Below are 25,192 nucleotides of genomic sequence, written 5' to 3'. Positions count from 1 at the left end.
TCATCGCGTTCACGCCTCAGCCCTGCGCATCGAAAGGCTCGGTGCCCTGCGGCTTGCCGTCGGCGCCCGACACGATCTTCTCGATCTTGGCCTGCGCCGCATCGAGACGCGCCTGGCACGCCTTGCGCAGCTCCTCGCCGCGTTCGTAAAGCGAAATGCTGTCGTCGAGCGGCACGTCGCCGCTTTCCAGACTGCGGACCACGCCTTCGAGCGCCCGCAGCGCCTCTTCGAAGCTCATGTCCGCGATCGGTTTGTCTTGACCCTCTGCCATGGCTCCGAGCATTGACGGGGCGCGGGCGCGCGGTCAAGAAGGTCAAAACAGTGGGGAGCTGATATGACGTGGATTGTCGCCTTTATCGCGGCTGCTCTGGCCTTCGGCCTGCTCGATGCGATGTGGCTCGGTTGGGCCGGAGAGAATTTCTACCGCCCTCGCCTTGGTGACATGCTCGCCGACAGCTTCCGCATGGGTCCCGCCCTCGTTTTCTACGCGGCTTATATCGCCGCGATCGTCTGGTTCGCGGTTCGCCCGGGCCTTGCCGGCGGGCTTGGTGCTGCCGCGCTCAACGGCGCGCTCCTCGGGGCCATCTGTTATGCCACATACGACCTGACCAACCAGGCGACGCTCAAGCAATGGTCCACCACAGTGACCGTCACGGACATCTGCTGGGGTGCTTTCGCAACGGCGGTTGCCGCCACTGTCGCGACCTTCGCTGCCAGCAAACTCGCCTGACGGGGAGCTACTGACATGTTTATCGGGCACTTCGCGCCAGCCTTTGCTGCGGGCGCCGTAACGCAGGAAGCACCCAAGCTCGGCTTGCTTTTCGTCGCGGCACAGCTGGTGGACTGGGCGTTCTTCGCCTTCGCGCTGGTCGGTATCGAGAACCTTCGGCTCGTGCCCGGCATCACCGCGATGAACCCGCTCGATTTCTACGACTACCCGATAACCCACAGCCTGGTCGGCACCGCGGCCTTTGCCGTGGGCTTCGGAATCCTTGTCGCGATGATTACGCGCAATGCGGTCGCGGTCGTCTGGGCCGCGCTGGTCGTCGCATCGCACTGGGTGCTCGACTGGATATCGCATCGCCCCGACCTCACCATTGCCGGCGGGGAGCACAAGATAGGCCTCGGCCTGTGGAACTATCCGCTCGCCGCAATCGCGGTAGAACTCGCTCTCGTCGGACTTGCCGTGTGGTGGTACCTGAGGCGGACGAAGGGACCTGTCGGCCCGATCGCCATCCTCGTCACCGTGATGCTCGCATGCCAGGCTATCAACTGGCTCGGCCCCGAGCCGAAGGATGTGGGCGCGCCGTTCCTCCTGCTAGGCCTGTTCGCTTTCGGTGTCCTCACTGCCATCGCTTTCTGGGTCGGACGCACTCGCTGGCACCGCAATGAAATCGGTTTAGGAGTGGCCAGCCCGCCGCTCTAGATATTGCGCCCGCGCGCGCCTGCCGATAAGGGCGCGGGCCATGAGCGAAATCACTCCCGACATCGTCGCCCAGCACGGCCTCTCCGAAGAAGAATACGACCGCGTACTGCACGCACTCGGTCGCGAGCCCAACCTCGTGGAGCTGGGCATTTTCTCGGTCATGTGGAGCGAGCACTGCTCGTACAAGTCGAGCCGCCTTCACCTGAAGAAGCTGCCGACCGAAGCGCCGTGGGTGATTTGCGGTCCGGGCGAGAACGCGGGCGTCATCGATATCGGTGACGGTCAGGCCGCCATCTTCAAGATGGAGAGCCACAACCACCCCAGCTACATCGAACCCTACCAGGGTGCGGCGACCGGCGTCGGCGGCATCCTGCGCGACGTCTTCACCATGGGGGCGCGCCCGGTGGCGAATGCCAATGCGCTGCGGTTCGGCCGTCCCGAGCATCCGAAAATGAAGCACCTCGTGCAGGGCGTGGTCGCTGGCATCGGCGGATACGGCAACTGCGTCGGGGTGCCGACGGTGTGCGGCGAGACCAATTTCAACCCGGCCTATGACGGCAACATCCTCGTCAACGCGATGACGGTGGGCGTCGCCGATGCCGACAAGATCTTCTATTCGGCCGCGACCGGCGTCGGGAACCCCATCGTCTATGTCGGCTCGAAGACCGGCCGCGACGGAATCCACGGCGCGACCATGGCCTCGGCAGATTTCGAGGAAGATGCGGATGCGAAGCGCCCCACGGTGCAGGTCGGCGACCCCTTCACCGAAAAGCTGCTCATCGAAGCCTGCCTCGAACTGATGGCAACCGACGCGATCGTCGCGATCCAGGACATGGGCGCAGCCGGCCTCACCTCTTCCAGCGTCGAAATGGCGACCAACGGCAAGGCCGGCATCCGCCTCGACATGGACAAGGTTCCGTGCCGCGAAGAAGGCATGACGCCCTACGAAATGATGCTGAGTGAAAGCCAGGAGCGCATGCTCATGGTTCTGAAGCCCGGCAAGGAAGAGATGGCTGCGGCCATTTTCGAGAAGTGGGAGCTCGATTTCGCAGTCATTGGCGAAGTCACCGATACGCAGCACATGGTGCTCGAATTCGGCGGCGAAGTCGTGTGCGACATTCCGCTCGGCCCGCTTGCGGCGGATGCGCCGGAATACGACCGCCCCTACCTCTCGAAGGAAGATTACACGGCCTGGGCCGGCATCAAGCCGATGACCAATCGCCCTGACACCGACGATGTCGGCGGCGATTTGATGAAGCTGCTTGCCTCGCCCAACCTGTCCTCGCGCAAGTGGATTAGCGAGCAGTACGATAGCCAGGTCGGCGCGGACACGCTCCAGACCGGCGGCGATGCCGGCGTGGTACGCGTGCACGGCACCAAGAAGGCGCTGGCGATCAGCACCGACTGCACCCCACGCTATGTCCATGCCGATCCCTATGAAGGCGGCAAGCAGGCGATTGCGGAAGCCTATCGCAACCTGTGCGCAGTAGGCGCGCGTCCGCTGGCGGTGACCAACTGCCTCAACTTCGCCAACCCGCAGCGTCCCGAAATCATGAGCCAGTTCGTCCATGCGCTCGAAGGCATGGGCCGCGCCTGCCGCGTGCTCGACTTCCCGATCGTGAGCGGCAACGTCAGCCTCTATAACGAAAGCAAGGCGACTGGCGGTGGCTCTGCCATCCTGCCCACCCCTGCCATCGGCGGCGTCGGCTTGATCGACGATTACGATCACATGATGACGATGCCGTTCAAGGCCGAGGGCGAGGCGATCTACCTCATCCATGCCGAGGAATGGGCGACCGCCGATCCGGAGCGTTCGCATCTCGGCAAGTCGCTGTGGCTCTCGGAAATCCACGGCCGCGACGAAGGCCGCACCCCGCCGACCGACCTCACGGTCGAGAAGAACGCGGGCAAGATCATCCTCCAGCTGATCGCAGACGGTCTCGTCAGCGCGGTCCATGACGTATCGGACGGCGGCCTCGCCATTGCCCTTGCCGAAATGGCCATGGCCGGCGGCATCGGCGCCGATGTCGAGTGGAACGAGGAATATTCCAAGGCAGCATGGTGGTTCGGTGAGGACCAGGGCCGCTATGTCGTGACCGTCCCCGACACGCAGGCGCTCAACGAAGCGCTCGCCAAGGGCACCGAAAACGACGAGACCGCCTCGATCGGCTTCCGCCGCATCGGCAAGACCGGCGGCAATACGCTGTTCGGCAAGTCGATCAACGAGATGCGCAACGCACACCGCAGCTTCTTCGACGAGTGGATGGAGAGCTGAGGCATAACTGATGGCGATGCTCCAGTTCGCGCTGCACTATGGCGCGCACTGGCTCGCCCCCTTCCTCGTCGCGCGGCTGCTGTGGGCGGAGAACTGGCTTCGCGCCAGTCTCGTGATGTTGACCGCGAACCTGATCGATCTCGACCACCTCTTGGCCGATCCTGTCTTCGACCCCAACCGCTGCAGCATCGGGTTTCACCCGCTCCACGACTGGATTGCGGCGCTCGCATACGCCGCCATGCTGCTCGTCCCGCGCTGGTGGGTTCGCGCCTTCGGGCTTGGTGCGCTATGGCATCTCGCTGTCGATTGGGGCGATTGCATGATGCAGGGCTGGATTTGAGATCATGAGCACAGGCTACTCGGGCACACCGCTCGCCAAGAAATTGAACCTTCGCGACGGGCAGCGGGTGTGGTTCGACGGTATGCCCGAAGACGTGATCGACGAGATCGACGAATATGCGCTGGAGCTGACCTTCGTCGGCGGGCCGGAAGACAATCCCGATGCGAGCCACATTTTCGTGACCGAACGCGCGCCGCTCGAAGAGAAGCTGGCTGCGCTACGCGGCACGATGGCGAAGGACGGTCACGTCTGGGTGAGCTGGCCCAAGAAGGCTTCGGGCATGCCGAGCGAAATCACCGAGGATACGATCCGCCAAGTCGCGCTGCCCATGGGGCTGGTCGATACCAAGGTATGCGCGGTGGACGAGACCTGGTCGGGCCTCAAGCTGGTGATCCGCAAGGAACTGCGCTGAAGCGTCAGGCGGCCTGCGCTTCGGGCGGCATGAAGTCGTCCTCGGAAAGGCCTTCGCTCTTCATGATTTCGAGGCACTGGAAGTAAGTCGTCGGGCGACCCACGCCCAAGCGTTCGCGTGCCGCTGTCAAGTCTTCGCGCATGACTTTCTCGACATCCATGTGAGCCAGCTTCTTCGCTGCCTTGCCCAGCCTGCGCCCTTCGTTGATCGCGGCAAAGATCGGCGCAGACGTGCCGGTTTCCTTCTTGATCTGGCGCGCGCCAGCATAGGCGATAAAGAGGATACCGGGATTGCTGTTTTGCTCGTAGCTGAAGCCCAGTAGTGAAGCCTCGCCCAGCGCATCGCGGCCATAGCCGGTCAGGATGTGGAACAGGTCGTGCGTGTCGCGCAGGCGGTTGAAGTACCACTCGGTCAGGTCTTCGTGGCGCTTCTCGAGCGGAAGGAACTTGTAGCTTTCCGCGACCAGTCCCGCAGCCGACAGACCTTCGCGCTTCATGAAGGACATGTAGGTTGCCGCGACAGTTTCGGGGCCGCAATCAGCCCAGCGATTATGATCGTCGAGCATGGCCGGGATATCGGTGCCGTCCGCCAGGAATGCCTGCCCCTGCTCCGAGCGGATGAACTCCCACGCCTGCTGGTGGCTGCGCTTGCCCTTCATCGATTCTATGATGTGAAAGACCTGTGCGGTGTCCTCCTTGTCGGCGACCAGCTTGCGGAAATGTTTCCACGCCTTGATCGGACGCATGCGGCTGGTCTTGCGGGCGGGATGCACGAGCGGGAGATCGGTTTGGGACATGACGTAGCTCCGTAGTTCATCGCAACTTACATAAATGTAAATTGCCTGTCCATCTTGCGGTTCCGCTCCCGCAGTCTAGGAGGTCGAACCATGAGAGAGCACGACACAGTTCCCTATAGCCTTGAACGCCTGCCAGACGGCGAATCCATCAAGCGCGCACAGTCGATGCGGGACCGCCTGAAAGAGCGCCGCACCTGCCGCTATTTCTCCGACGAGCCCGTCCCGCGCGAAGTAATCGAAGCCGCGATCGAGGCGGCCGGAACCGCGCCCAACGGTGCGAACCATCAGCCGTGGCACTTCGCCGTCGTATCTTCACCGGACAAGAAGAAGGCGATCCGCGAGGCAGCCGAAGCCGAAGAACGCAACTTCTACGCGGGCAAGGCGAGCGACGAATGGCTCGAAGCCCTCGCTCCGCTCGGCACCGATGACGAGAAGCCCTTCCTTGAGACCGCGCCGTGGCTGATCGTCGTGTTCGCCCAGCGCAAGGGCGGCATCGAGGAAGACGGCAAGACGCAGAACTATTACGTCAACGAAAGCGTCGGCATCGCCTGCGGCATGTTGATCTCGACCTTGCACGAGGCCCGTCTCGCGACGCTGACGCATACGCCCTCACCGATGGGATTCCTGCGCGAACTTTGCGGCAGGCCCGAATACGAAAAGCCGCTTATGGTGGTCGTGGTCGGCCATCCTGCCGAAGATGCGACAGTGCCGGTCCACGCTCTCGAGAAGAAACCGCTGGAAAAGATTTCCAGCTGGCTGTGACCTAGGACCTTGGTGCCAAGAGGTCGTAAGGGTCGATGCCCTCGGTCCGCCAGATGCTGTGGCAGCGCTCGTAGAAGCGCGGCCGCGCGATACCCAGGGCTTCGCGTGCATCCTCTAGATTGAGTTCCAGCAGTTCGCGGATCGACAGCTGCACCAGCGGCGGGCAATTGCGACCGAGGATCTGCGCTTCACGCACTGCCCGCATGACAGGCGCCTTGCTCCTGACCTGCTTCTTCATGTTGACCGCGCCGGCATAGCCGAGCAGCAGGTGCCCGTGGCTCGGGCTCTGGCCGTGCGTGAACAGGAGCACGCATTGCTCGCCCAGCGCATCGCGGCCGTAGCCGGTCAGGACATGCATCAGGTCATGCGTGTCGCGCTGGCGGAAACCGAACCATTCGATCAAGTCGCCATATTTCGGGCGCCCCATCTTGTCCGCCTCGGCAACCAGACCGGCCGCCGTGAGTCCCTCACTCTCCATGAAGTCGCAATAGGCATGTGCGACCGAACCCTTAGGAGTCTTGCGCAGCGTATCATGATCGTCGAGCAGGTCGGGCAGATAGCCCTCGTCCATGCGGAGGCGTTCACCGCGTTCGCTCAAAGTCAGCGAGCGGGCGCGCGGGATGAAGCTTTTCGATGGAAGCGCGTCGTAGATATGGAAGACCTGTTCGGTATCTTCCTTGTCCTTGATCAGTTCGCGGAAGTGCCGAAGCGCGCGGCGGACACTGCGCTTGGGCTGGGGACGAGCGGGGTCGCGAAACAGTGTTCCGTCGCGGGCGCATTCCACGCCATCCTCGATCCTGATCGAATTGCCCTGCATCGTCGTCTGTGCCTTTTGTTAAACACAGACTACGCATTTCTAATCGAAACCGATTGTAAGCAGCCGTCAAAAAGCGGGCAATTAGGGACTAACCCTCGACCCAGTCGCTACGCGGAATTCCGAGGAGTGACAGGATGACGGTCAGGTCCTCGCTGGCGATGCGACCGCTGGCCGCATCACGCGCCTTGGGCTTGGCGCGATAGGCGATGCCATAGTCCGCTGCTTCGATCATCGGGATGTCGTTCGCGCCATCACCCGTGGCGAGCACACGGGCTCCCTCGCCCAGATTGTCTCGCTCCTCGACCAGCGTCGCGAGCTTTGTTGATGCATCGCTGACAGGGCCTGCAAGCTGGCCCGTCAATTGCCCGTTGGCCACCGCCAGGCGATTGCCGACTACGCGCTCGAAACCGAGCTGCTCGGCAACACGGTCGGCGAAATGATGGAAGCCCCCGGTTACGAGGACGGTGCGACAGCCCTTCGTCTTCAGCGTCTGCACAAGCGTACGCGCACCGGGGACCGGAGCGATGCGTTCGGCCAGACAATTGTCGATGGCCCGTTCGCCGAGCCCCTCGAGCAGCCCGACGCGTTCGCGAAGGGCGCTTTCGAATTCCAGTTCGCCGCGCATCGCGCGTTCGGTGATCTCGGCCACCTTTTCCTTTAGACCGGCGAAATCGGCGAGTTCGTCGATGCATTCCTGCCCGATCATGGTGGAGTCCATGTCGGACACAAAGAGGCGCGGGATTTCTATGTCGTGATCGGCCACAAGCATGTCGATATCGCCGAAGTGCCCGGCCAGGATCGCCGCGGCCTGTTTGCGATCGCCATGCGGCATCGATATCTGCAGCACGTCGCCACAAAAATCGAGCATCGTTGCCGATGCAACCGGCATGCCTGCCGCATCGAGCGCCTTGCTGGCCGCATCGAGGCGGGTTTCCAGACCGGTCGCCTCTGCTATCAGCCGGGCGATGAGCATTGATAATTCCCCTGAATTGCCACCACTGGCGCTCATTGCAGGGCCGACCGCGAGCGGCAAGAGCGATCTCGCGGTGCGGCTGGCACAACGCCTCGAGGAACAGGGCAGGCGGGCGGTCGTGATCAATGCCGACAGCGCGCAGGTCTATGCCGACCTGCGGATGCTGTCCGCACGCCCGAGCGAGGAAGAAATGGGCGGCATCGAACACCGCCTCTTCGGGGACTGGGACGGCGCGACCGCATGCTCTGCGGCTGACTGGGCCGCAGCGGCGAAGCGCGAGATCGCGCAGTTGCATGAGGATGGCGCGGTTCCGATCCTGTGCGGCGGGACCGGCCTCTATATGCGCACGCTGCTCGAGGGGATTGCGCCGGTACCGCAAATCGATCCGGCGGTCCGCGAAGAAGTGCGCGCACTGTCGCAGGGCGAAGCCCGCGCTGCGCTGGAAGCAGAGGATCGGGAAGCTGCCAGCCGCCTCGCCCCTGCCGACACGTCGCGTACGTCGCGCGCATTGGAGGTCGTGCGCTCGACGGGGCGGACGCTGAAAGAGTGGCAGGCGCACAAGACAGGCGGCATCGGCGATGCGGTATCGCTCCATCCGCTGGTGCTGCTGCCCGAGCGAGAATGGCTCTACGAGCGGTGCGACCGTCGTTTCGTGATGATGCTGGAAGGCGGCGCGATCGAGGAAGTCGAGGCTCTCCTCGCCCGCAATCTCGACCCCAGCCTGCCGGTCATGCGCGCCATCGGTGTTCCGGAGATATCCGCCCTCCTCCAAGGCGAACTATCGCGTGATCAAGCCATCGTCGCTGGCCAGACGGCCACACGGCGCTACGCCAAGCGGCAATACACCTGGTTCAGGCACCAGCCGCCGGGTTCGTGGCCGCGTGACGATAACAAAACTATCGATGAATACGATATTTTTGTTTCTTTATTGCGCAAAGCTGGTTGACAGGACACATTTCGTTTCTCATACGGAAGGTCCAGTCGGCCCGGCGCTACGACCCCAGCGCCGGGCCGATTTGTGCCTATGGATGGAGGAAACAGTGTCGGAAGAGCGCAGCGGAGCTGCCATATTGATCGAATGCCTCAAGCGGCAGGGAGTCGAATTCGTCTTCGGCTATCCCGGCGGCGCGGTGCTGCCGATCTATGACGAACTCTTTGCAGACGACGATATCCGCCACATCCTCGTGCGCCACGAAGCAGGCGCTGCGCATGCGGCGGAAGGCTATGCCCGCTCGACCGGAAAGCCCGGCGTGGTGCTTGTTACCAGCGGACCCGGTGCGACCAATGCGGTGACCGGCATCGCCGACGCCTACATGGACTCGATCCCCATGGTGGTAATCACCGGGCAGGTTCCCACGGGCCTGATCGGTACAGACGCCTTTCAGGAAGCCGATACGGTCGGCCTCACCCGCCACTGCTCGAAGCACAACTATCTTGTGAAGGACCCCGAGCGGCTGCGCGCCACGATCGAGGAAGCCTTCCGCATCGCCACGACCGGTCGCCCCGGCCCTGTGGTCGTCGACATTCCCAAGGACGTGCAGATCGCTCTCGCCGAATGGAGCGAGCAGGATGAAGCGCCCCTCCCCTCGCACCGCTACCAGCCGCGCATGGTCGGCGCGGCGGACGAGATTGCCGAAGCGGTCCAGATGCTCGCTGAAGCAGAGCGCCCCGTCTTCTACACCGGCGGCGGCGTGATCAATGCAGGGCCGCACGCAAGCGAACTCCTGCGCAAGCTCCAGCATGCGACTGGCGCCCCGGTGACCAGCACGCTGATGGGCCTCGGCGCCTTTCCTGCCGACCATCCCGACTGGCTTGGTATGCTGGGCATGCACGGCACCTACGAAGCAAATATGGCGATGAACCGCGCCGATTTGATCGTCGCCATCGGCGCGCGCTTCGATGACCGCGTGACCGGCCGCCTCGACGCCTTTGCGCCGGAAGCCAAGAAGATCCACATCGATATCGACCGCGCGCAGATCAACAAGATCGTGCCCGTCGATCTCGGCATCGTGGGCGATTGCGGCCACGTGCTCGAACAGCTTCTCGATGGCTGGGGCAACCGCAAGGGTCGCGACCTCTCCGAATGGAAAGCCCGCATCCTCGGCTGGAAGGCGCGCGATTGCCTCGCCTATCCCGAACGCAGCGACCTGATCATGCCGCAGAAGAGCATCGAACGCCTCTTCGCACTCACCAAGGACCGCGATCCGATCATCACCACCGAGGTCGGCCAGCACCAGATGTGGGCGGCGCAGTATTTCGGCTTCATGGGGCCGAACAAGTGGCTCACGAGTGGCGGTCTCGGCACGATGGGCTACGGCCTGCCCGCAGCGATCGGCGCGCAGCTGGGCAATCCGGACAGCCTCGTCATCGACATTGCGGGCGAAGCCAGCATCCAGATGAACATCCAGGAGCTCGGCACGGCGAGCCAGTTCCGCCTGCCGGTGAAGGTCTTCATCCTCAACAACGAATACATGGGCATGGTCCGCCAGTGGCAGGAGCTGACCTATGAAAGCCGCTATTCGAACTCCTATTCGGACAGCCTGCCCGACTTCGTGAAACTGGCCGAAGCATACGGCTGGAAGGGCATCCGCATCAAGGACGAAAGCCAGCTCGACGCTGGCATCGAAGCGATGCTCGCGCACGACGGCCCGGTGATGGTCGATTGTCAGGTGGCGAAGGAAGCCAACTGCTTCCCGATGATCCCCAGCGGCGCGGCGCATACCGACATGCTGCTCTACGGCGACCAGGTCGGCGGCACGATGGACGACGAAGCAAAGGCACTGGTTTGATGGTCATCTCGAAAGAACTTCCCGCAGATCTCGCCGCCAAGGCAGAGCGTCGCAGCTGGTACCGGCGCAGCGACGCCGACCGCGTGCTCGACTGGATCGAGGAAAGCGGCCAGCGCTTCCTTGGCGTGGACGTCGCCCAGAAACAGGCCGACGGCACGTGGATCCTGATCGACGAAGGTCTCGACCTCCATCGCCAGACGGAGAATTTCGAAGCCGTGCGTCGCGGCCGCCAGTTCGTCGACGAATATGACGGCAACGGGCGCATGTTCGCGCCAGTGTGGCAGGATCGCGGCTAGTGAAGATCGCCCAGCAATCCAGCGAGCGACACGTCCTCAACGTGATCGTCGACAACGAGGCGGGTATCCTTGCGAAGATATCCGGCCTCTTCACCGCGCGCGGCTACAATATCGACAGCCTGACCGTGGCCGACATTTCCGAAGACCACGCGATCAGCCGCATCACGATCGTGACCAAGGGTCCGGAGCCGGTGATCGACCAGATCCGCGCCCAGCTCGAACGGTTGGTGCCAGTACACCGCGTGATCGACCTCACCGAAAGCGGCGCGCATGTCGAGCGCGAGCTGGCGCTGGTGAAGGTCGCTGGAAAGGGAGACGCGCGCGTCGAGGCGCTGCGCATCGCAGAACTCTTCCGCGCCAATGTCGTCGATACCACCACCGAAAGCTTCGTGTTCGAGCTGACCGGCTCGCCCGACAAGGTGGACAGTTTCATCGCCCTGATGCGCGAACTCGGCCTCGTCGAGGTCGGCCGCTCGGGGATCGTGGGTATGATGCGCGGGCCTTCCGCGGAGTAAGTGAGGAATTCAATGCAAGTCTATTACGATGCCGATTGCGACCAGCAGCTGATCAAGGACAAGAAGGTCGCCATCGTCGGCTACGGCAGCCAGGGCCATGCCCATGCCCAGAACCTGCGCGACAGCGGGGTGGGCGAGGTCGTTATCGCTCTGCGCGAAGGCTCGGCCACGGCGAAGAAGGCCGAAGGTGCGGGCTTCACCGTGAAAACCGTCTCGGAAGCCGCCGAGTGGGCAGACGTGCTGATGATCCTCGCGCCCGACGAGCATCAGGCAGCTATCTACGCCAATGAAGTCGCGGGCAAGATGCGCCCTGGCACCGCCCTCGCCTTCGCGCATGGCCTCAACATCCACTTCGGCCTGATCGACCCGCCCGCCGATGTCGATGTCATCATGATTGCACCCAAGGGTCCCGGCCACACGGTGCGCGGGGAATATATCAAGGGCGGCGGCGTGCCCTGCCTCATCGCGGTCCATCAGGAGAGCAACCAGTCGGGTGGCAACGGCTTCGCCAAGCAGCTCGCACTTTCCTATGCCAGCGCGGTCGGCGGCGGCCGCTCGGGCATCATAGAAACCGATTTCAAGGAAGAGTGCGAAACCGACCTCTTCGGCGAACAGGCCGTGTTGTGCGGCGGTATCACCCATCTCATCCAGGCCGGATTCGAGACGCTGGTCGAGGCCGGATACGCGCCCGAGATGGCCTATTTCGAGTGCCTCCACGAAACCAAGCTCATCGTCGACCTGCTCTATGAAGGCGGCATCGCCAACATGCGCTACTCGATCTCGAACACCGCCGAGTACGGCGACATCAAGACTGGCCCGCGCATCATCACCGAAGAGACGAAAGCCGAAATGGGCCGCGTCCTCAAGGACATCCAGTCGGGCCGCTTCGTGAAGGACTTCGTGCTCGACAACCAGGCCGGCCAGCCCGAACTCAAGGCCAGCCGCAAGGCCGCCGCTGCGCACCCGATCGAGAAGACCGGCGCTCAACTTCGCGCCATGATGCCCTGGATCGGCGCCAACAAGCTGGTCGACAAGGACAAGAACTGAGCTAGGGTCGCGCTCATGGAGGAGAGACCATGGGCGCACCCGACCAACTGAAATTCCAGTGCAAATGCGGTTCGGTGCGCGGTGTCGTGGATCGCGCGACGCCCGACGAAGGCGATTTCGTTTTCTGCCACTGCAGCGATTGCCAGGCGCTTCCTGCTTTCCTCGGGGCGACGGACCGGATCCTCGATGAACATGGCGGAACCGCGCTCTACCAGTCGCGATGCGCGCGACTGGAAATCCGGGAAGGTAAGGAAAATCTCGCGGGCCTCCACCTGACCGAGAAACCGACCTTGCGCTGGTACGCATCGTGCTGTGACACCCCGATGTTCAACACCTATGCGAGCGGGCGCATCCCCTACGTGACGACGCTTCTCGCCAATTGCGAAGCTCCCGGCCGCGAGCATCTTGGCAAGCCGCTCGGCCACCTTTTCCTCGGTGATGCGACGGGCGAAACGTCAGGCCTGGAGCCGCTTTCGATGGGCAGGCTCATGCGGCGTTTCTTCAAGCGCATGGTGAAGGATTACTTCTCCGGCGACCGGAGGCGCAATCCGCTGTTCGATAGCGAAACTCTCGAGCCGATCAGCCCGCCGCGCAGGCTCTCTCCGCAGGAACGCGAAAGCATCACCAGATGAAACGAAAAGGCTGTCGACAAGCCTGCAATCGCGCTGCATGTCTTCGCGCATGACGGGGGAAATGGATCGGAGCAAGCTGCTGTACGTCCTGTGCGGCGCCGCATTCCTGGTGGTGATGTTCAACCTGCTCACGCAGGGTCGAGCCCCCGCCCGCGAGCGCGTGGCGAGCATGACCGAGCTGACAGCTTACGCGAAACAGACCCTGTCGGACATCCAGGGCCAGTCACTGGCCAACAGCCAGGAGTATTGCGGCGTTATCTTCGAGGACGAGGAAGGCAATCTCCAGACCTCCACCATCTATCCCGGTGAGCGCGCGGAGTGTGCTTTCGACTGGGGCGTGCCGCTGGGGTTTCATGTCGTCGCCAGCTTCCACTCGCATGGCGGATTCGACACGCAATATGCGTCGGAAATCCCGTCCAGCGTCGATCTTGCGACCGACATCGATGCGCGTATCGACGGTTTCGTCGGCACGCCGGGCGGTCGGATATGGCATAACCAGTGGGAGAAGGAGGCAACCGAGATGCTGTGCGGCGAAGGCTGTCTCGAAGTCGACCCCCGCTATACGCAGTTCAAGCAGCAGACGGGTGCGCGCAGCAATATCGCGCGAAGATATTCGATGGATGAGCTCAATGCGATATTCGGTACTACGGGCCCATGAAACTATCGGACTGCCATAATATCGATGATTTCCGCCGCCTCGCGAAGGCGCGGCTGCCGTGGCCGGTGTTCGACTATATCGACGGCGCGGCCGATGACGAACTGACCAAGGCGCGCAACACCTCGGCCTTCGACGATGTCGACCTCGTGCCCGACGTGCTGGCAGGCGTCGAAACCATCGACACGAGCTGCACGATCATGGGTTGCCGCAGTGAATTGCCTCTGATGCTCAGCCCCACCGCCCTCCAGCGCGCCTTCCATCGCGACGGGGAGCGTGCCGTGGCGAAGGCGGCCGAGAAATTCGGTGTCTGGTTCGGTATCTCGAGCCTCGCCACCCATTCGATCGAGGAAATCGCAGCGCTGACGAGCGCGCCCAAGCTGTTCCAGCTCTATGTCCACAAGGACAAGGGGCTGAATGCCAGCATGATCGAACGCTGCAAGGCGGCCGATTTCGATGCGCTGGCGCTGACCGTAGATACCATCGTTTCGGGCAAGCGCGAGCGATGCCTGCGATCGGGCTTCACCACTCCGCCGCGTTTCTCAGCCAGTTCGCTGTGGAGCTACGCAACCCGGCCGCGCTGGACGCTGGACTATGTCTTCGGACCGAAGTTCCGCCTGCCCAATCTCGACAGCTACGTGGCCGAAGGCTCGGGCAAGGCGGTGAGCATCCAGGAGTATTTCAACACCATGCTCGACACCGGCATGGACTGGGATACCGCGGCCCGGATCCGGCAGGACTGGGGCGGCACATTCGCCCTCAAGGGCGTGATGAGCGTCGCCGACGCGCGGCGGGCCGTCGATATCGGTGCCGATGCCATCTGGATTTCGAACCATGGCGGCAGGCAGCTGGACGGCAGCCGCGCGCCCTTCGACCAGCTTAGGGAGATCGTCGACGAGGTCGGCGGAGAGATCGAGATCATACTCGACGGCGGTGTGCGGCGCGGGACGCATGTGATGAAAAGTCTCGCCATGGGCGCAACGGCAGCTTCGGGCGGACGGCTCTATCTCTACGCACTGGCCGCTGCAGGGCAGGAAGGGGTCGAGCGTGCACTAACCATCCTCAAGGAAGAGATCGAGCGGGCAATGCGCCTGATGGGCGTCTCCAACGTGCAACAATTGAACCGCGAGCGGCTGCGCTTTCGGTAATTATGCAAACTCGCGCTTGAACTGGCGGCAATATTGCGCAATGCAGCATGGCATGACCCGCATCGGACTAATTCTGCGACTTACCCGCCCTTGGGCGTGACCTTGGCGTGCCAATAAGGTGCGCCGCGCACCCAAGGGCCGACCGACCTGAGAGCAGCCACCGATACGAGTACTCCCGAAATGCCCATGCTCACCAACCCGAGCTCCAAATATTCGCCCTTCCCGCAGGTCCCGCTGACCGACCGGCAATGGCCTTCGCGCACGATAACCGCCCCGCCCCGCTGGCTCTCCACCGACCTGCGCGACGGCAACCAGGCGATCGTCGACCCGATGGACGCGCACAAGAAGAACCGCTTCTTCGACCTGCTCGTCGAGGTCGGCGTGAAGGAGATCGAGGTCGGCTTCCCCAGCGCGGGTGCGACCGAATTCGACTTCATCTCGGGCCTCGTACAGTCGGGCCGCATACCCGATGACGTGATGGTTCAGGTCCTCACGCAGAGCCGCGAGGACCTGATCCGCACAAGCTTCAAGAGCCTGACCGGTGCACGCGCGGCCATCGTCCATCTCTACAACGCAGTCAGCCCTGCATGGCGCGAGGTCGTGTTCGGCATGACGAAGGACCAAGTGCGCGACATCGCGGTCCACGGCGCCAAGGTCATGCGGGATGAAGCGGCCAAACAGCCCGATACCGACTGGCATTTCGAATATTCGCCCGAGACCTTCTCCACCGCCGAGCTCGATTTCAGCCTCGAGGTCTGCGAGGCAGTGATGGAGGTGCTGGCTCCAACGCCCGAACACCCGATCATCTTCAACCTGCCGGCGACGGTCGAGGCGGCGACGCCCAATATCTACGCCGACCAGGTCGAATATTTCATCCGCAACCTGCCAAACCGCGAGAGCGCGGTGATCAGCCTTCACACCCATAACGACCGCGGCACGGGCGTTGCGGCGGCGGAACTGGCGCTGATGGCGGGCGCGGACCGTGTGGAAGGCTGCCTGTTCGGCAATGGAGAGCGCACGGGCAATTGCTGCCTCGTGACCTTGGCCTTGAACATGTACACGCAAGGCGTCGATCCGAAGCTGGACTTCTCCGACATCGACCGCGTCATCGAGACTGTCGAATATTGCAACGAGCTGCCCGTCCACCAGCGTCACCCCTATGGCGGCGAACTGGTCTACACGGCGTTTTCGGGCAGCCATCAGGACGCAATCAAGAAGGGCTTTGCTGCGCACGAGGTTCAGAACGATCCGCACTGGCGCGTCCCCTATCTGCCGATCGATCCCGCCGATCTCGGTCGCAGCTACGAGGCGGTCATCCGCGTCAATTCGCAGTCCGGCAAGGGCGGCTTCGCATGGGTGCTCGAACAGGATCAAGGCCTCAAGCTGCCCAAGAAGATGCAGGCCGACTTCAGCCCGCATGTGCAGCGGATGGCGGACGAGCTCGGCCGCGAACTGGGCGCTGCGGACATCTGGGACGCGTTCAAGTCAGCCTACCATGTCCAGACCGAGCAGAAGCACTTCCAGCTGGTCGATTACGAGGAACGCCGCGCTACCGACGGTACACGCCTGTTTAGCGGCACGATTGCCGTCAAGGGCCAGGAGCAGAGCGTCTCGGGACGCGGCAACGGCCTTATCTCGAGCGTGCTGTCCACGATCGAGGAAAGCTTCGGCCTCGCGCTGGAAATCGTCGACTACACCGAACACGCGCTGACCACCGGCCGAGATAGCCGGGCAGCCGCCTATCTCGAGTGCCGGACACCTGACGGAAAGACCATCTGGGGCGTGGGAATCGACGAGGACGTTGCCACGGCCAGCGTCCGCGCCGTGCTGAGCGCAGCAAATTCGGCTGTCGCCTGAGTACAAGTTTGGAGAGGCGCTATTCGTGCCGCAGTGCCGACCAACTTTAAAGAAACGCCAGAAACAGGGCCTTTCCGTAGCGACAAGGGAAGTGAACTAATCAGTTTTTGTCAATTAGTTGCTTTTGCGGTAACCTTACGCAATGGGCGAAGCAGGGGAAATTACGCACGGCTACGTCGTCAAGGCAGAAGAGCTTCCGGCTCTTTACTACCTCGACGACGCCCATCCGCGCCCGACTTCGCTCGAATGGATAAATCGCGGGACCGACCAGGCGCTTCGGCGCACCACGGTAGAAATGCTGCTGAGGACGCTGTTCGGGCCGGTCAAGACGCCAAGCGTAAAGAAGCTCCACCGCTCTGCCGGTCTTCGCGCCACCTTCCGCAGCGAACGTGAACGCTCCCGCTTTGCGCAGACATTCCAGCAAGCCGTAGACGAGATGAACCGTTCGCGCGAACATGTCGCAACGGCCGTGTTCGAGAAGCAGGAAACCGCTCGCAAGGCTGTCGGAAGGCTGACCATCGAGGGCGTGCCCGAAGAGGCGATCTCGATGGTCTGGCGCGCCAGCGAATACCTCGCCGAGAAATACGAACCGATCGAAGGCCACGGGGCCGGCGATATTGCCGGCGCAGTTGCCGGGGCAGGTCTTGCCGGCGCGGTGCTGGGTGTCGCCATCCTCGCCATTCCCGGTATCGGACCCGTCGCCGTAGCGGGAGCCATGGCTGCGCAGGCAATTCCCTCGGTCGCCGCGGTCAGCAGCGTAATCGGCGCAACCGGCGGCGCGATCGCAAAGATGCTGACGGATGCCGACGTGGATGGCGTTTCGGCAACGCTCTACGAACGTGAGATTGCTCGCGGGCGCATCTTCCTGTCGGTCAATACGGAGGGGCTGGAAATCCCGCTCGAACGGATCGAGAAAATCCTCAGCGCAGGTGGCGGCAAGAGCTCGTCAGACGACTGACGCAGCGTCCGCCGGATCGGCCAGCACGGGCGGCCGGATCATCAGCCACACACCGCCCAGCAAGTAGAATGCACTCGCAGCGAAGTACGGAAGCGTGAGCGATTCGATACCGTGCTGCGAGACCGGCGGACCCCAATGGAGGGCGATCGCGAGCGCGAACCCTGCGAGACCGATCAATCCGATGAGGAGGCCCCAGAGCCTCATCGCCCTGCGCCACGTGTTGCCCCTCCTGACCACGCCCCATCCCATCAACGCCATGCCGACAGCCAGGAAAGCAGCCGGGGCGAACCGGTCGAGAAGAGCGAATTCGGCCGCGCGCCGCACCCACAGCAGCAGGCTGAGGGCAAGAATTCCCCACGCGGCCTTCACTTTTCGAGAAGGCGCCTCGTGACTGCAGCGACAAGGTCGATGCCGCTTTGCATGTATTCACGGTCGATCGTCTTGTCGCCGCCGCGATGGTAAGTCGGATTGATGTCCTTGTTGGAGAAATCTTCCGACAGGCACACGGCGCGAAACCCGACCTTGCGGAAGCTCGCATGGTCCGAGCTGTTGAAGGTATCGCGGGCGATCGGAATGCCGAGAGCCTCTGCTTCCCGGAGATATATCTCGGCAAGCTCACCATCGGGCACGTCGAGGTCGAAGCGACCGTCGCCATTCCCGTCGAAGCCAATCATGTCGATATTGTGCATCGAGTGCAGCGGCAGCCCGCTCGCCTTCCAGTTTGCAGCGAAGATCTTGCTGCCGACCAGTCCCACTTCTTCCTGATCGAACCAGACGAAGACCACGTTCATGCGCCTCACGGGCAGCTCTGACACGCGCTTTGCCAGCTCGATCACGGCATAGGTGCCGCTCGCGTTGTCGTCGGCCCCCGGACTGCCTTTGACGCTGTCGTAATGGGCACCGATGACGATGGTCTGCTCGCTCGGCTCGGTCGAAGGAATTTCGACCGCGACATTGGCCCCGGAAACAGGCGGCAAGACGAGATCGAGCGCCCAGTTCGTATTGCCGGTATCATAGGGCTGAAGCTTGGCATCGATCCCGGCTTCGGCCAGTTCCGACATGATCCGGACAGCCGCAGTCCGGCGCTGTTCGGTCGTGACCCGTTCGCCGACGAAAGCTTCGATACCTGTCGCATATTCGGTCGCGCGCAACGCTTGCGTGTGACCCGCAACCATCAAGAATCCCGCAAGACCTGCGGCGGCAATCCCGAGCTTACCCCTCAATCCCATTTCCTACCTCCCCGGCGGCACAGTAATGCCAAGCCATGACCGCGCAAGCATTCCCGATCGCCCTTTCCCGTTCTTGCGGCACCCAGAGGACAACGCGTTTTCCTTGCATGGACCGTGTTCCATGTGTTCCAAGCTGTATGGAGATTGCAGGGGCGGCCCCAACCGCGAGCTGCGCCGATAGAGGGGAGACGAGAAGATGAGCGAAACGATACTCGAGCCCGACCTGCCGATCATCGATCCGCATCACCACCTGTGGGACTTGCGTCCGCTGGTCCCTGCCTTCCCCGAGCCGCGTCACGACTTCATCGAAGCGATCGCGGGCGCGGCCTATTACACCTTCGACGAGCTGCAACAGGATACGCGCGGCGGACTGGAGGGCGGCCACAACATCGTGGGCACGGTCTTCATGGAATGCGGCGCCTTCTACGACGCCAGCCGCGGCGACGAGATGAAGAGCGTGGGCGAAGTCGAATTCGTGAACGGTGTCGCAGCACAGGGGGCGAGCGGGCTCTACGGAGACTATCGTCCCTGCGCAGGAATCGTGGGCCATGCGGACCTCACGCTGGGCGACAAGGTCAATCCGGTGATCGAGGCGCTGGTTGCCGCAGGTAACGGCCGTTTTCGCGGTATCCGCCACGCCGCCGCGTGGGACGCCGATCCCGAAGTGCTCGGCCCTCCGTTCCATGCGCCCGAAGGCCTGTACCTTTCCGATGCATTCCGCGAAGGCTTTGCCGCCTATGCCAAGCATGGCCTGACGTTCGATGCATGGCTGCTCGAGCCGCAGCTTGGCGACGTGCTCGACCTCGCCCGTGCCTTTCCCGACCAGACTATCGTGCTCGATCACTGCGGAACGCCCCTGAATATCGCCTGTTATCGCGGCAAGCTGCATGAGAACTTCGATCGCTGGCGCCGCTCCATCCATGCGCTGGCAGAGTGCGATAACGTGCACGTGAAGCTGGGCGGATTGGCGATGGCATTCTGCGGCCTGCCCGAAGACGGTCCGATGACGGGCCATTCCTCGGAACATCTGGCTGGCCTCTGGCGCCCCTATATCGAAACCTGCATCGAAAGCTTCGGTGCGGATCGCGCGATGTTCGAATCGAATTACCCGGTCGACCGCTGGGGCGCGAGCTACGAAGTCCTCTGGAACGCCTTCAAGCGCTTGGCGCAGAGCCATTCGACAGACGAGAAGCACGCCCTCTTCGCCGGCACCGCGGCGCGGGTCTACGGTATTGAACACGTGCTCCCCGCCGGCTGACGTTTACGTAACGTCACTCTCGACAATACCGCTTGCGCGCCATACGCACCCGCCAACAATTGAGAGGAGCCGCCTGCCCATGACCCTGCCCGCCCCCTTCGACAAGCTGCGCATTCCGGTTATCGGATCGCCCCTTTTCATCGTTTCGGGACCGGAACTGGTCATCGCGCAGTGCAAGGCCGGCATCGTCGGCAGTTTCCCTGCCCTCAACGCTCGTCCGCAAAGTGAGCTGGACGAATGGCTCCACCGGATCACCGAGGAACTGGCAGCGCACAATCGCGACAATCCCGACAATCCGGCTGCGCCCTTCGCGGTCAACCAGATCGTCCACCGTTCGAACGACCGGATCGAAGCCGACATGGCGACCTGCGCGAAATGGCAGGTTCCGCTGGTGATCACCTCGCTCGGCGCACGTGAGGAGATCTTCAACGCGGTACGCGGCTGGGGCGGCATCACCATGCATGACGTGATCAACAACCGCTTTGCGCACAAGGCGATCGAAAAGGGTGCCGACGGTCTCATCCCCGTTGCTGCGGGCGCCGGCGGCCATGCCGGTACTCTCAGCCCCTTCGCGCTTATGCAGGAAATCCGCGAATGGTTCGACGGGCTGGTCGCGCTATCAGGTTCGATTGCGCATGGCCGCTCGATCCTCGCTGCACAGGCGCTTGGTGCGGACTTCGCCTATATCGGATCGCCGTGGATCGCGACCGAGGAGGCCAATGCGGTCGAAGGCTACAAGCAGGGTATCGTCGAGGGCAGTGCCGACGGCATCGTCTATTCGAACCTCTTCACCGGCGTGCACGGCAACTACCTGCGCTCAAGCATCGAGAACGCCGGCCTCGACCCGGAAAACCTGCCGGAAAGCGATCCGAGCAAGATGAACTTCGGCAGCGGCGGCAACACCAAGGCCAAGGCGTGGAAGGACATCTGGGGTTCGGGCCAGGGCATCGGCACGGTCAAGAGCGTCGGCCCGGTCGCGGACATGGTCGCGCGTCTCGAAAGCGAATACATCGCCGCCAAGGAAGCGCTGGCGAAGGCTACCGCCTAGGTCGCATGCCATAACTGTTCTGCAAGCGCGTCTAGCTCGGTGAAATCGGGCTTGCTCGCGCTCGGATCGCGCCGATTGAGCAGGAAGGGCCTCGCCCCGTCGAGCAACCGCTTGCGCAGGGCAGCCTGCAATAGGCCGAGCCGCATCAGGGCATCTTCCTTCGCCGTTTCCGGATCGCTGATGCGCTTGCGCGACCAGCAGCATTCGATGTGCCCGACGCGTTCTATGACCATGCCGTTATAGTCGCGGTGCGGCCCGCGGTGCATCGGCAAGGCCATACGCAAGGCGGTCTCTTCCTGTGCGGGGAGCAGCATGCCGTTGGCGCGAAAGTCGTCGAAGCCGACGTGAGCTCGCCCGATCGCCTCGAACATCTTCCCGAAGCAGCGCTGGGCGAGCAGCTGGCGCGGCAAAAGATGGTGGCGTTGGAGGCCCGGAACATGACCGGGCGCGCCGCGGCGATTGACCACGCGAAAATCCAGCCTCGTCCGGCCGTATCCGTTACATGTGCGCCCGTCCAACCCAGTGTCCGCCTACATCGGCGAGACCTCCACGGTTACGCCGTCGTCCAGCGGACTGAGCATGAGCGAGATGCCGGTATCGGTGATGAAACTTCGCGCCTCCTCAACCCGTCCGGTGCCCACGATTTCATGAACCAGCCGCGCGCCTAATTGCGTCGCGGCGACCGGATTGGCGGCGAGCTCGGGTGTCAGGGACAATTCCTGCCCGACAAAATAGGACAGGCCTTCGCTGACCAGCCTGCCACCTTGCTGCTGCGCGAAGCCGGCGAGGCCGAGCGCAGGAAACGGTCCGCCCGATAGCCAAGCGGCCACGGTGCGGGAAAACAGCGGTGCCCCGATGGCACTGCGGGCAGGCGACCAGCAAACCGCCTCTACCTGCGGCAATGTCTGGGCGAGGTGCGACGCCAGGTCGAGCATGGCCCGAACGATCGGCAGACTGTTGGCCCCGTCGATAAGATGCGGCCCGGGCACGAGCGCCATTGCGCCCGTGTGACTATCGGGGACATTCACCGCGCAGCCGAAACGATACCCTATATCGGGCAACCTGACGCCCGGTCCGGGGGCGATGCCGAGCAGGTCGAACGTCATGCCCCACTGCAGGATTTCGACCCAGTCTCCCGCATGCGCAGTCGCGCCGCGACCTCCCTCGGCTTCACGGTCGAGAGGAATCATCGAGGGGTCGTGCGAAATCGACGCCGATTGAGAATCCTCAATGGCGTTCATGACATCGAGCCGCTTGGGCCGTTTGTCCGACGCGAAGAGCAGGAAGATGCCCGGAGGCAAATCCTGCGAAGCGCGCCCTTCTGCAAAATCAGACGGTACGTCCCTACCCATCCAAGCCGTCCCCTTCCCGGCCATGCTTGACGAGTTGCGACCAGTTCGTCGAGTCTGCTTCACGGCTATTGAACCGTTTCGGACCAAAAAACCTAGAAAATTCCGGCATAAAGCCCTTGTGCAAGGCCCTCTCCCATCTCCCTTGCGAGCTGCAGTTCGCGGTCGGACACGGTCTTCGGCGCGAGGATTTCCTCCGGCGTTTGCGCATCGGTGTTCACGATCACCGGGTCAGCCACACGTTTCAGTCGCCATCCGGTTGCAATCCGATCGAGCTGGCGCTGAGCCCCCTCCCCGTCCGAACCGGCTGCGATGATCGTCGCATAGGCCCTGCCCTCGATCTTCCCAAGCACGGGGTAATAGAGCCGGTCGAACATCTCTTTCATCATCCCGCTCATAGTGGCGAGGTTTTCGGGGCAGACGAACAGATAGCCACGAGCAGCAAGTACGTGCTCCTCCCGGACCTCGCTTGCCTCGATCATCTCCGCGAGGTCACCCGCTCCCTCCAGAGCGGCCTTGGCGAGCGCCTCGCTCGTTCCGGTGCGGCTGTGCCAGGCAATCAGGAGTGGGCTCTCGGTCATCACCCGACACTCATCGCAAGCGCCTGTCGATTGTCAACGCCGCCGCGCTTGTCGCACCACCCTTGGGCGCTGTAGACGGAATGCATGGCCACAACTGCACTTCCCCACGTCAATGGCGTATCGCAGTCGCTTACCGGACGCGCATGGCGCTGGCGGGGCGGCAACATGGACCTTGGACAGGGTCACATGGGTGACGATGAGGCCATCGTACGCCAGTTGCTGTTGGCGCGCGGAGTCGCTGCCGAGGATGTGCCGCGCCACCTTACCCCGACCTTGCGCGAGTTCTTGCCCGACCCGTCCGAGTTCAACGACATGGAAACCGCGGCAGATCGCATCGCGCAGGCTATCCTGAGCCGCGAAAAGATCACGATCTACGGCGACTACGACGTGGATGGAGCCACCAGTTCTGCTCTCCTGATCCGCCTTTTGCGTGATCTGGGCGTGGATGCCGACTACTACATTCCCGACCGCCTGCTCGAGGGTTACGGGCCGTCGGGAGAGGCACTCGTAAAGCTGGGCGAGAGCGGATCGAGCCTGATCGTCACCGTGGATTGCGGCGCGATGGCGCACGAGGCGCTGGCGATGGCGAGCGATGCCGGGATAGACGTAATCGTAGTCGATCACCACAAGTGCTCTCCGGAGCTTCCGAGGGCGGCGGCACTGGTCAATCCCAACCGCCTCGACGAGAACGACCTTGCTGCGGCGCACGGTCACCTTGCGGCTGTAGGCGTCGCTTTCCTCCTCGCGATTGCACTTGTCCGCAAATTACGTGCGCGCGGCTTCTTCGAGGATCGCAAGGAGCCCGACCTGTTTGCCCTACTGGACATCGTTGCCTTGGGCACTGTGGCGGATGTCGCCGCCCTGCATGGTCTCAATCGCGCGTTCGTGGCGCAGGGGCTCAAGGTCATGGGTCGGCGCGACAATATCGGCATGTCCGCCCTGATCGATGCGAGCCGCCTGAAGCGCGCGCCGATCTGCTCGGATCTCGGCTTTGCACTTGGCCCGCGGATCAATGCCGGGGGCCGCGTTGGCGAATCGACCCTGGGTGTCCGCCTGCTGACCACCGAAGATGCAGAGGAAGCACGCGAGATCGCAGCGCAATTGTCTGCCCTCAACGAGGAACGCCGCGCCATCGAGGCCGAGGTGCAGCAAGCGGCAGAAGAGCAGCTGGCCGCCCAGCACAACCGCGCAGTCCATGTCGTGGCGGCGCGCGGATGGCATCCGGGCGTGATCGGCATCGTCGCAGGACGGATCAAGGAGAAGACCGGCAAGCCCTCGCTCGTCATCGCGCTAGATGAGACTGGTGAAGGAAAAGGCTCGGGCCGCTCGATTGCAGGTGTCGACCTGGGTGCTGCCATCATCCGCGCTCGCGAGGAAGGCCTGCTCGTCAAAGGGGGCGGTCACGCGATGGCGGCAGGCCTGACGGTCGAGGAATCGCGTCTCGAGGAATTTGCCGACTGGCTGGATGCGCATCTCGAAGCTGCGGTGTCCCGTGCCGATGCCAATCGCGAGATGCTGCTAGACCTAGCAGTAGCGCCCGGCGGGCTTACCCCTGCGCTGGTCGACGCGCTCGAAAAGGGCGGCCCCTATGGCATGGGCTGGCCGGGACCGCGCGTTGCAGTCGGTCCCGTCAGGCTGGTAAAGTGCGATATCGTCGGCACCGACCACGTCCGGCTGATTGCCAGCGGGGACGATGGCAAGAGCTTCAAGGGAATCGCTTTCCGCGCTGCCGACAGCGACATGGGGCAGGCGTTGCTCCATGGATCGCGCGGGCGCAGGCTGTGGCTGGCAGGGCGTGTGAAGATCGACGATTGGGGCAGCCGTCCGCAGGCCGAACTGCACCTTGAAGACGCTGCTTTTGCAGATTGATCGCAAACTTGCCGAATTGAGGGTTGACGCTTTCGGCGACCACGCCTAATTGCGCCGCCACGCCACCGAGCCCCCAAGGGCCCGTGGCCCGTTCGTCTAGCGGTTAGGACGCGGCCCTTTCACGGCTGAAACACGGGTTCGATTCCCGTACGGGTCACCA

General features: G+C 63.1%; 28 protein-coding genes and 1 tRNA gene. 20 read left to right on the top strand and 9 right to left on the bottom strand.

All coding sequences use genetic code 11. The features are described 5' to 3' along the window. Positions 1-16: 16 nt before the first annotated feature. Complete coding sequence (locus K3165_RS00145) at positions 17-271, bottom strand: exodeoxyribonuclease VII small subunit (protein WP_221546864.1); 255 nt, start codon at positions 269-271, stop codon at positions 17-19. Between the two features lie 63 nt (positions 272-334). On the opposite strand from K3165_RS00145, the gene K3165_RS00140 reads away from it, so the two are divergent. Genes K3165_RS00140 through K3165_RS00120 form a run of 5 tightly spaced genes read left to right on the top strand, consistent with a single transcriptional unit; the run spans position 335 to position 4,453 of the window. After that, positions 335-730 carry a DUF2177 family protein gene (locus tag K3165_RS00140; RefSeq protein ID WP_221546859.1) on the top strand — a complete coding sequence of 132 codons (396 nt, stop codon included), beginning with the start codon at positions 335-337 and terminating at the stop codon, positions 728-730. Positions 731-745: 15 nt separating this feature from the next. Further along, complete coding sequence (locus K3165_RS00135; RefSeq protein ID WP_221546858.1) at positions 746-1,426, top strand: hypothetical protein; 681 nt, start codon at positions 746-748, stop codon at positions 1,424-1,426. Positions 1,427-1,466: 40 nt separating this feature from the next. Continuing rightward, positions 1,467-3,701 carry a phosphoribosylformylglycinamidine synthase subunit PurL gene (purL, locus tag K3165_RS00130; protein WP_221546856.1) on the top strand — a complete coding sequence of 745 codons (2,235 nt, stop codon included), beginning with the start codon at positions 1,467-1,469 and terminating at the stop codon, positions 3,699-3,701. Positions 3,702-3,711: 10 nt separating this feature from the next. Further along, positions 3,712-4,041, top strand: coding sequence for a DUF6122 family protein (locus K3165_RS00125; protein ID WP_221546855.1), 330 nt, complete (start codon positions 3,712-3,714; stop codon positions 4,039-4,041). A gap of 4 nt (positions 4,042-4,045) precedes the next feature. Next, the gene (locus K3165_RS00120) at positions 4,046-4,453 is read left to right on the top strand and encodes a DUF3052 family protein (RefSeq protein WP_221546854.1); all 408 of its coding nucleotides are present in this window, start codon (positions 4,046-4,048) and stop codon (positions 4,451-4,453) included. Positions 4,454-4,457: 4 nt separating this feature from the next. Here K3165_RS00120 and K3165_RS00115 read toward each other — a convergent pair whose 3' ends face one another. Further along, positions 4,458-5,249 (bottom strand): Coq4 family protein, encoded by a 792-nt coding sequence (locus tag K3165_RS00115; RefSeq protein WP_221546853.1) that lies wholly within the window; start codon positions 5,247-5,249, stop codon positions 4,458-4,460. A 90-nt stretch (positions 5,250-5,339) separates the two neighbouring features. Here K3165_RS00115 and K3165_RS00110 point away from each other — a divergent pair, with 90 nt between their 5' ends. Further along, a complete protein-coding gene (locus tag K3165_RS00110; protein ID WP_221546852.1) occupies positions 5,340-6,011 on the top strand; it encodes a nitroreductase family protein in 672 nt (223 codons plus the stop codon). A 1-nt stretch (position 6,012) separates the two neighbouring features. Here K3165_RS00110 and K3165_RS00105 read toward each other — a convergent pair whose 3' ends face one another. After that, on the bottom strand, positions 6,013-6,828 hold the full coding sequence (locus tag K3165_RS00105; RefSeq protein WP_221546851.1) for a ubiquinone biosynthesis protein COQ4: 816 nt from the start codon (positions 6,826-6,828) through the stop codon (positions 6,013-6,015). An 88-nt stretch (positions 6,829-6,916) separates the two neighbouring features. Beyond that, a complete protein-coding gene (gene serB / locus K3165_RS00100; protein WP_221546850.1) occupies positions 6,917-7,801 on the bottom strand; it encodes a phosphoserine phosphatase SerB in 885 nt (294 codons plus the stop codon). Here serB and miaA point away from each other — a divergent pair. The 10 genes from miaA (at position 7,794) to K3165_RS00050 (ending at position 17,698) form a co-directional block, all read left to right on the top strand. Beyond that, positions 7,794-8,747 (top strand): tRNA (adenosine(37)-N6)-dimethylallyltransferase MiaA, encoded by a 954-nt coding sequence (gene miaA, locus K3165_RS00095; RefSeq protein WP_221546849.1) that lies wholly within the window; start codon positions 7,794-7,796, stop codon positions 8,745-8,747. The two genes, serB and miaA, sit on opposite strands and share 8 nt — an antisense overlap. Before the next feature lie 82 nt (positions 8,748-8,829). Next, complete coding sequence (gene ilvB / locus K3165_RS00090; protein WP_247713836.1) at positions 8,830-10,590, top strand: biosynthetic-type acetolactate synthase large subunit; 1,761 nt, start codon at positions 8,830-8,832, stop codon at positions 10,588-10,590. Then, the gene (locus K3165_RS00085) at positions 10,590-10,886 is read left to right on the top strand and encodes a hypothetical protein (RefSeq protein ID WP_221546848.1); all 297 of its coding nucleotides are present in this window, start codon (positions 10,590-10,592) and stop codon (positions 10,884-10,886) included. Before ilvB ends, K3165_RS00085 begins: the two co-directional genes overlap by 1 nt. Then, a complete protein-coding gene (gene ilvN, locus K3165_RS00080) occupies positions 10,886-11,401 on the top strand; it encodes an acetolactate synthase small subunit (RefSeq protein WP_221546847.1) in 516 nt (171 codons plus the stop codon). Before K3165_RS00085 ends, ilvN begins: the two co-directional genes overlap by 1 nt. A 12-nt stretch (positions 11,402-11,413) precedes the next feature. Then, positions 11,414-12,448 carry a ketol-acid reductoisomerase gene (ilvC, locus tag K3165_RS00075; RefSeq protein WP_221425311.1) on the top strand — a complete coding sequence of 345 codons (1,035 nt, stop codon included), beginning with the start codon at positions 11,414-11,416 and terminating at the stop codon, positions 12,446-12,448. A 29-nt stretch (positions 12,449-12,477) separates the two neighbouring features. Beyond that, complete coding sequence (locus K3165_RS00070; RefSeq protein WP_221546846.1) at positions 12,478-13,080, top strand: DUF6151 family protein; 603 nt, start codon at positions 12,478-12,480, stop codon at positions 13,078-13,080. A gap of 49 nt (positions 13,081-13,129) precedes the next feature. Further along, positions 13,130-13,738, top strand: coding sequence for a DUF4329 domain-containing protein (locus K3165_RS00065; RefSeq protein WP_221546845.1), 609 nt, complete (start codon positions 13,130-13,132; stop codon positions 13,736-13,738). Beyond that, positions 13,735-14,883, top strand: coding sequence for an alpha-hydroxy acid oxidase (locus tag K3165_RS00060; protein ID WP_221546844.1), 1,149 nt, complete (start codon positions 13,735-13,737; stop codon positions 14,881-14,883). Before K3165_RS00065 ends, K3165_RS00060 begins: the two co-directional genes overlap by 4 nt. Before the next feature lie 180 nt (positions 14,884-15,063). Then, complete coding sequence (gene leuA / locus K3165_RS00055; RefSeq protein WP_221546843.1) at positions 15,064-16,740, top strand: 2-isopropylmalate synthase; 1,677 nt, start codon at positions 15,064-15,066, stop codon at positions 16,738-16,740. A 142-nt stretch (positions 16,741-16,882) separates the two neighbouring features. After that, positions 16,883-17,698: a hypothetical protein gene (locus tag K3165_RS00050; protein ID WP_221546842.1), complete on the top strand. Its 816-nt coding sequence runs from the start codon at positions 16,883-16,885 to the stop codon at positions 17,696-17,698. Here the strand turns inward: K3165_RS00050 and K3165_RS00045 are convergent. Together K3165_RS00045 and K3165_RS00040 are read right to left on the bottom strand one after the other, a co-directional pair. After that, positions 17,687-18,067 carry a hypothetical protein gene (locus tag K3165_RS00045; protein ID WP_221546841.1) on the bottom strand — a complete coding sequence of 127 codons (381 nt, stop codon included), beginning with the start codon at positions 18,065-18,067 and terminating at the stop codon, positions 17,687-17,689. The genes K3165_RS00050 and K3165_RS00045 overlap by 12 nt on opposite strands. Next, positions 18,064-18,927 (bottom strand): M28 family metallopeptidase, encoded by an 864-nt coding sequence (locus K3165_RS00040; protein WP_221546840.1) that lies wholly within the window; start codon positions 18,925-18,927, stop codon positions 18,064-18,066. Before K3165_RS00040 ends, K3165_RS00045 begins: the two co-directional genes overlap by 4 nt. 196 nt (positions 18,928-19,123) lie before the next feature. On the opposite strand from K3165_RS00040, the gene K3165_RS00035 reads away from it, so the two are divergent. Next, a complete protein-coding gene (locus K3165_RS00035) occupies positions 19,124-20,185 on the top strand; it encodes an amidohydrolase family protein (RefSeq protein WP_221546839.1) in 1,062 nt (353 codons plus the stop codon). Positions 20,186-20,264: 79 nt separating this feature from the next. Continuing rightward, complete coding sequence (locus K3165_RS00030; RefSeq protein ID WP_221546838.1) at positions 20,265-21,233, top strand: NAD(P)H-dependent flavin oxidoreductase; 969 nt, start codon at positions 20,265-20,267, stop codon at positions 21,231-21,233. Here the strand turns inward: K3165_RS00030 and K3165_RS00025 are convergent. From K3165_RS00025 to K3165_RS00015, 3 genes are all read right to left on the bottom strand, one after another. Next, a complete protein-coding gene (locus K3165_RS00025) occupies positions 21,230-21,700 on the bottom strand; it encodes an AHH domain-containing protein (protein ID WP_345720091.1) in 471 nt (156 codons plus the stop codon). The two genes, K3165_RS00030 and K3165_RS00025, sit on opposite strands and share 4 nt — an antisense overlap. Before the next feature lie 63 nt (positions 21,701-21,763). Continuing rightward, positions 21,764-22,585: a hypothetical protein gene (locus tag K3165_RS00020; RefSeq protein WP_221546837.1), complete on the bottom strand. Its 822-nt coding sequence runs from the start codon at positions 22,583-22,585 to the stop codon at positions 21,764-21,766. Between the two features lie 92 nt (positions 22,586-22,677). Continuing rightward, entirely contained in the window at positions 22,678-23,163 is a 486-nt protein-coding gene (locus K3165_RS00015; RefSeq protein WP_221546836.1) for a flavodoxin family protein, read from the bottom strand. Positions 23,164-23,247: 84 nt separating this feature from the next. Here K3165_RS00015 and recJ point away from each other — a divergent pair, with 84 nt between their 5' ends. Together recJ and K3165_RS00005 are read left to right on the top strand one after the other, a co-directional pair. Beyond that, positions 23,248-25,032 carry a single-stranded-DNA-specific exonuclease RecJ gene (gene recJ / locus K3165_RS00010; RefSeq protein WP_221546835.1) on the top strand — a complete coding sequence of 595 codons (1,785 nt, stop codon included), beginning with the start codon at positions 23,248-23,250 and terminating at the stop codon, positions 25,030-25,032. A gap of 85 nt (positions 25,033-25,117) precedes the next feature. After that, positions 25,118-25,192 (top strand) — tRNA-Glu (locus K3165_RS00005).

It is taken from the genome of Qipengyuania xiamenensis (assembly GCF_019711495.1).
GTDB classification, from domain to species: Bacteria; Pseudomonadota; Alphaproteobacteria; order Sphingomonadales; family Sphingomonadaceae; genus Qipengyuania; species Qipengyuania xiamenensis.
Note: the sequence above shows the minus strand (reverse complement) of the source record. Positions and strands in the feature narration are given on the sequence as shown.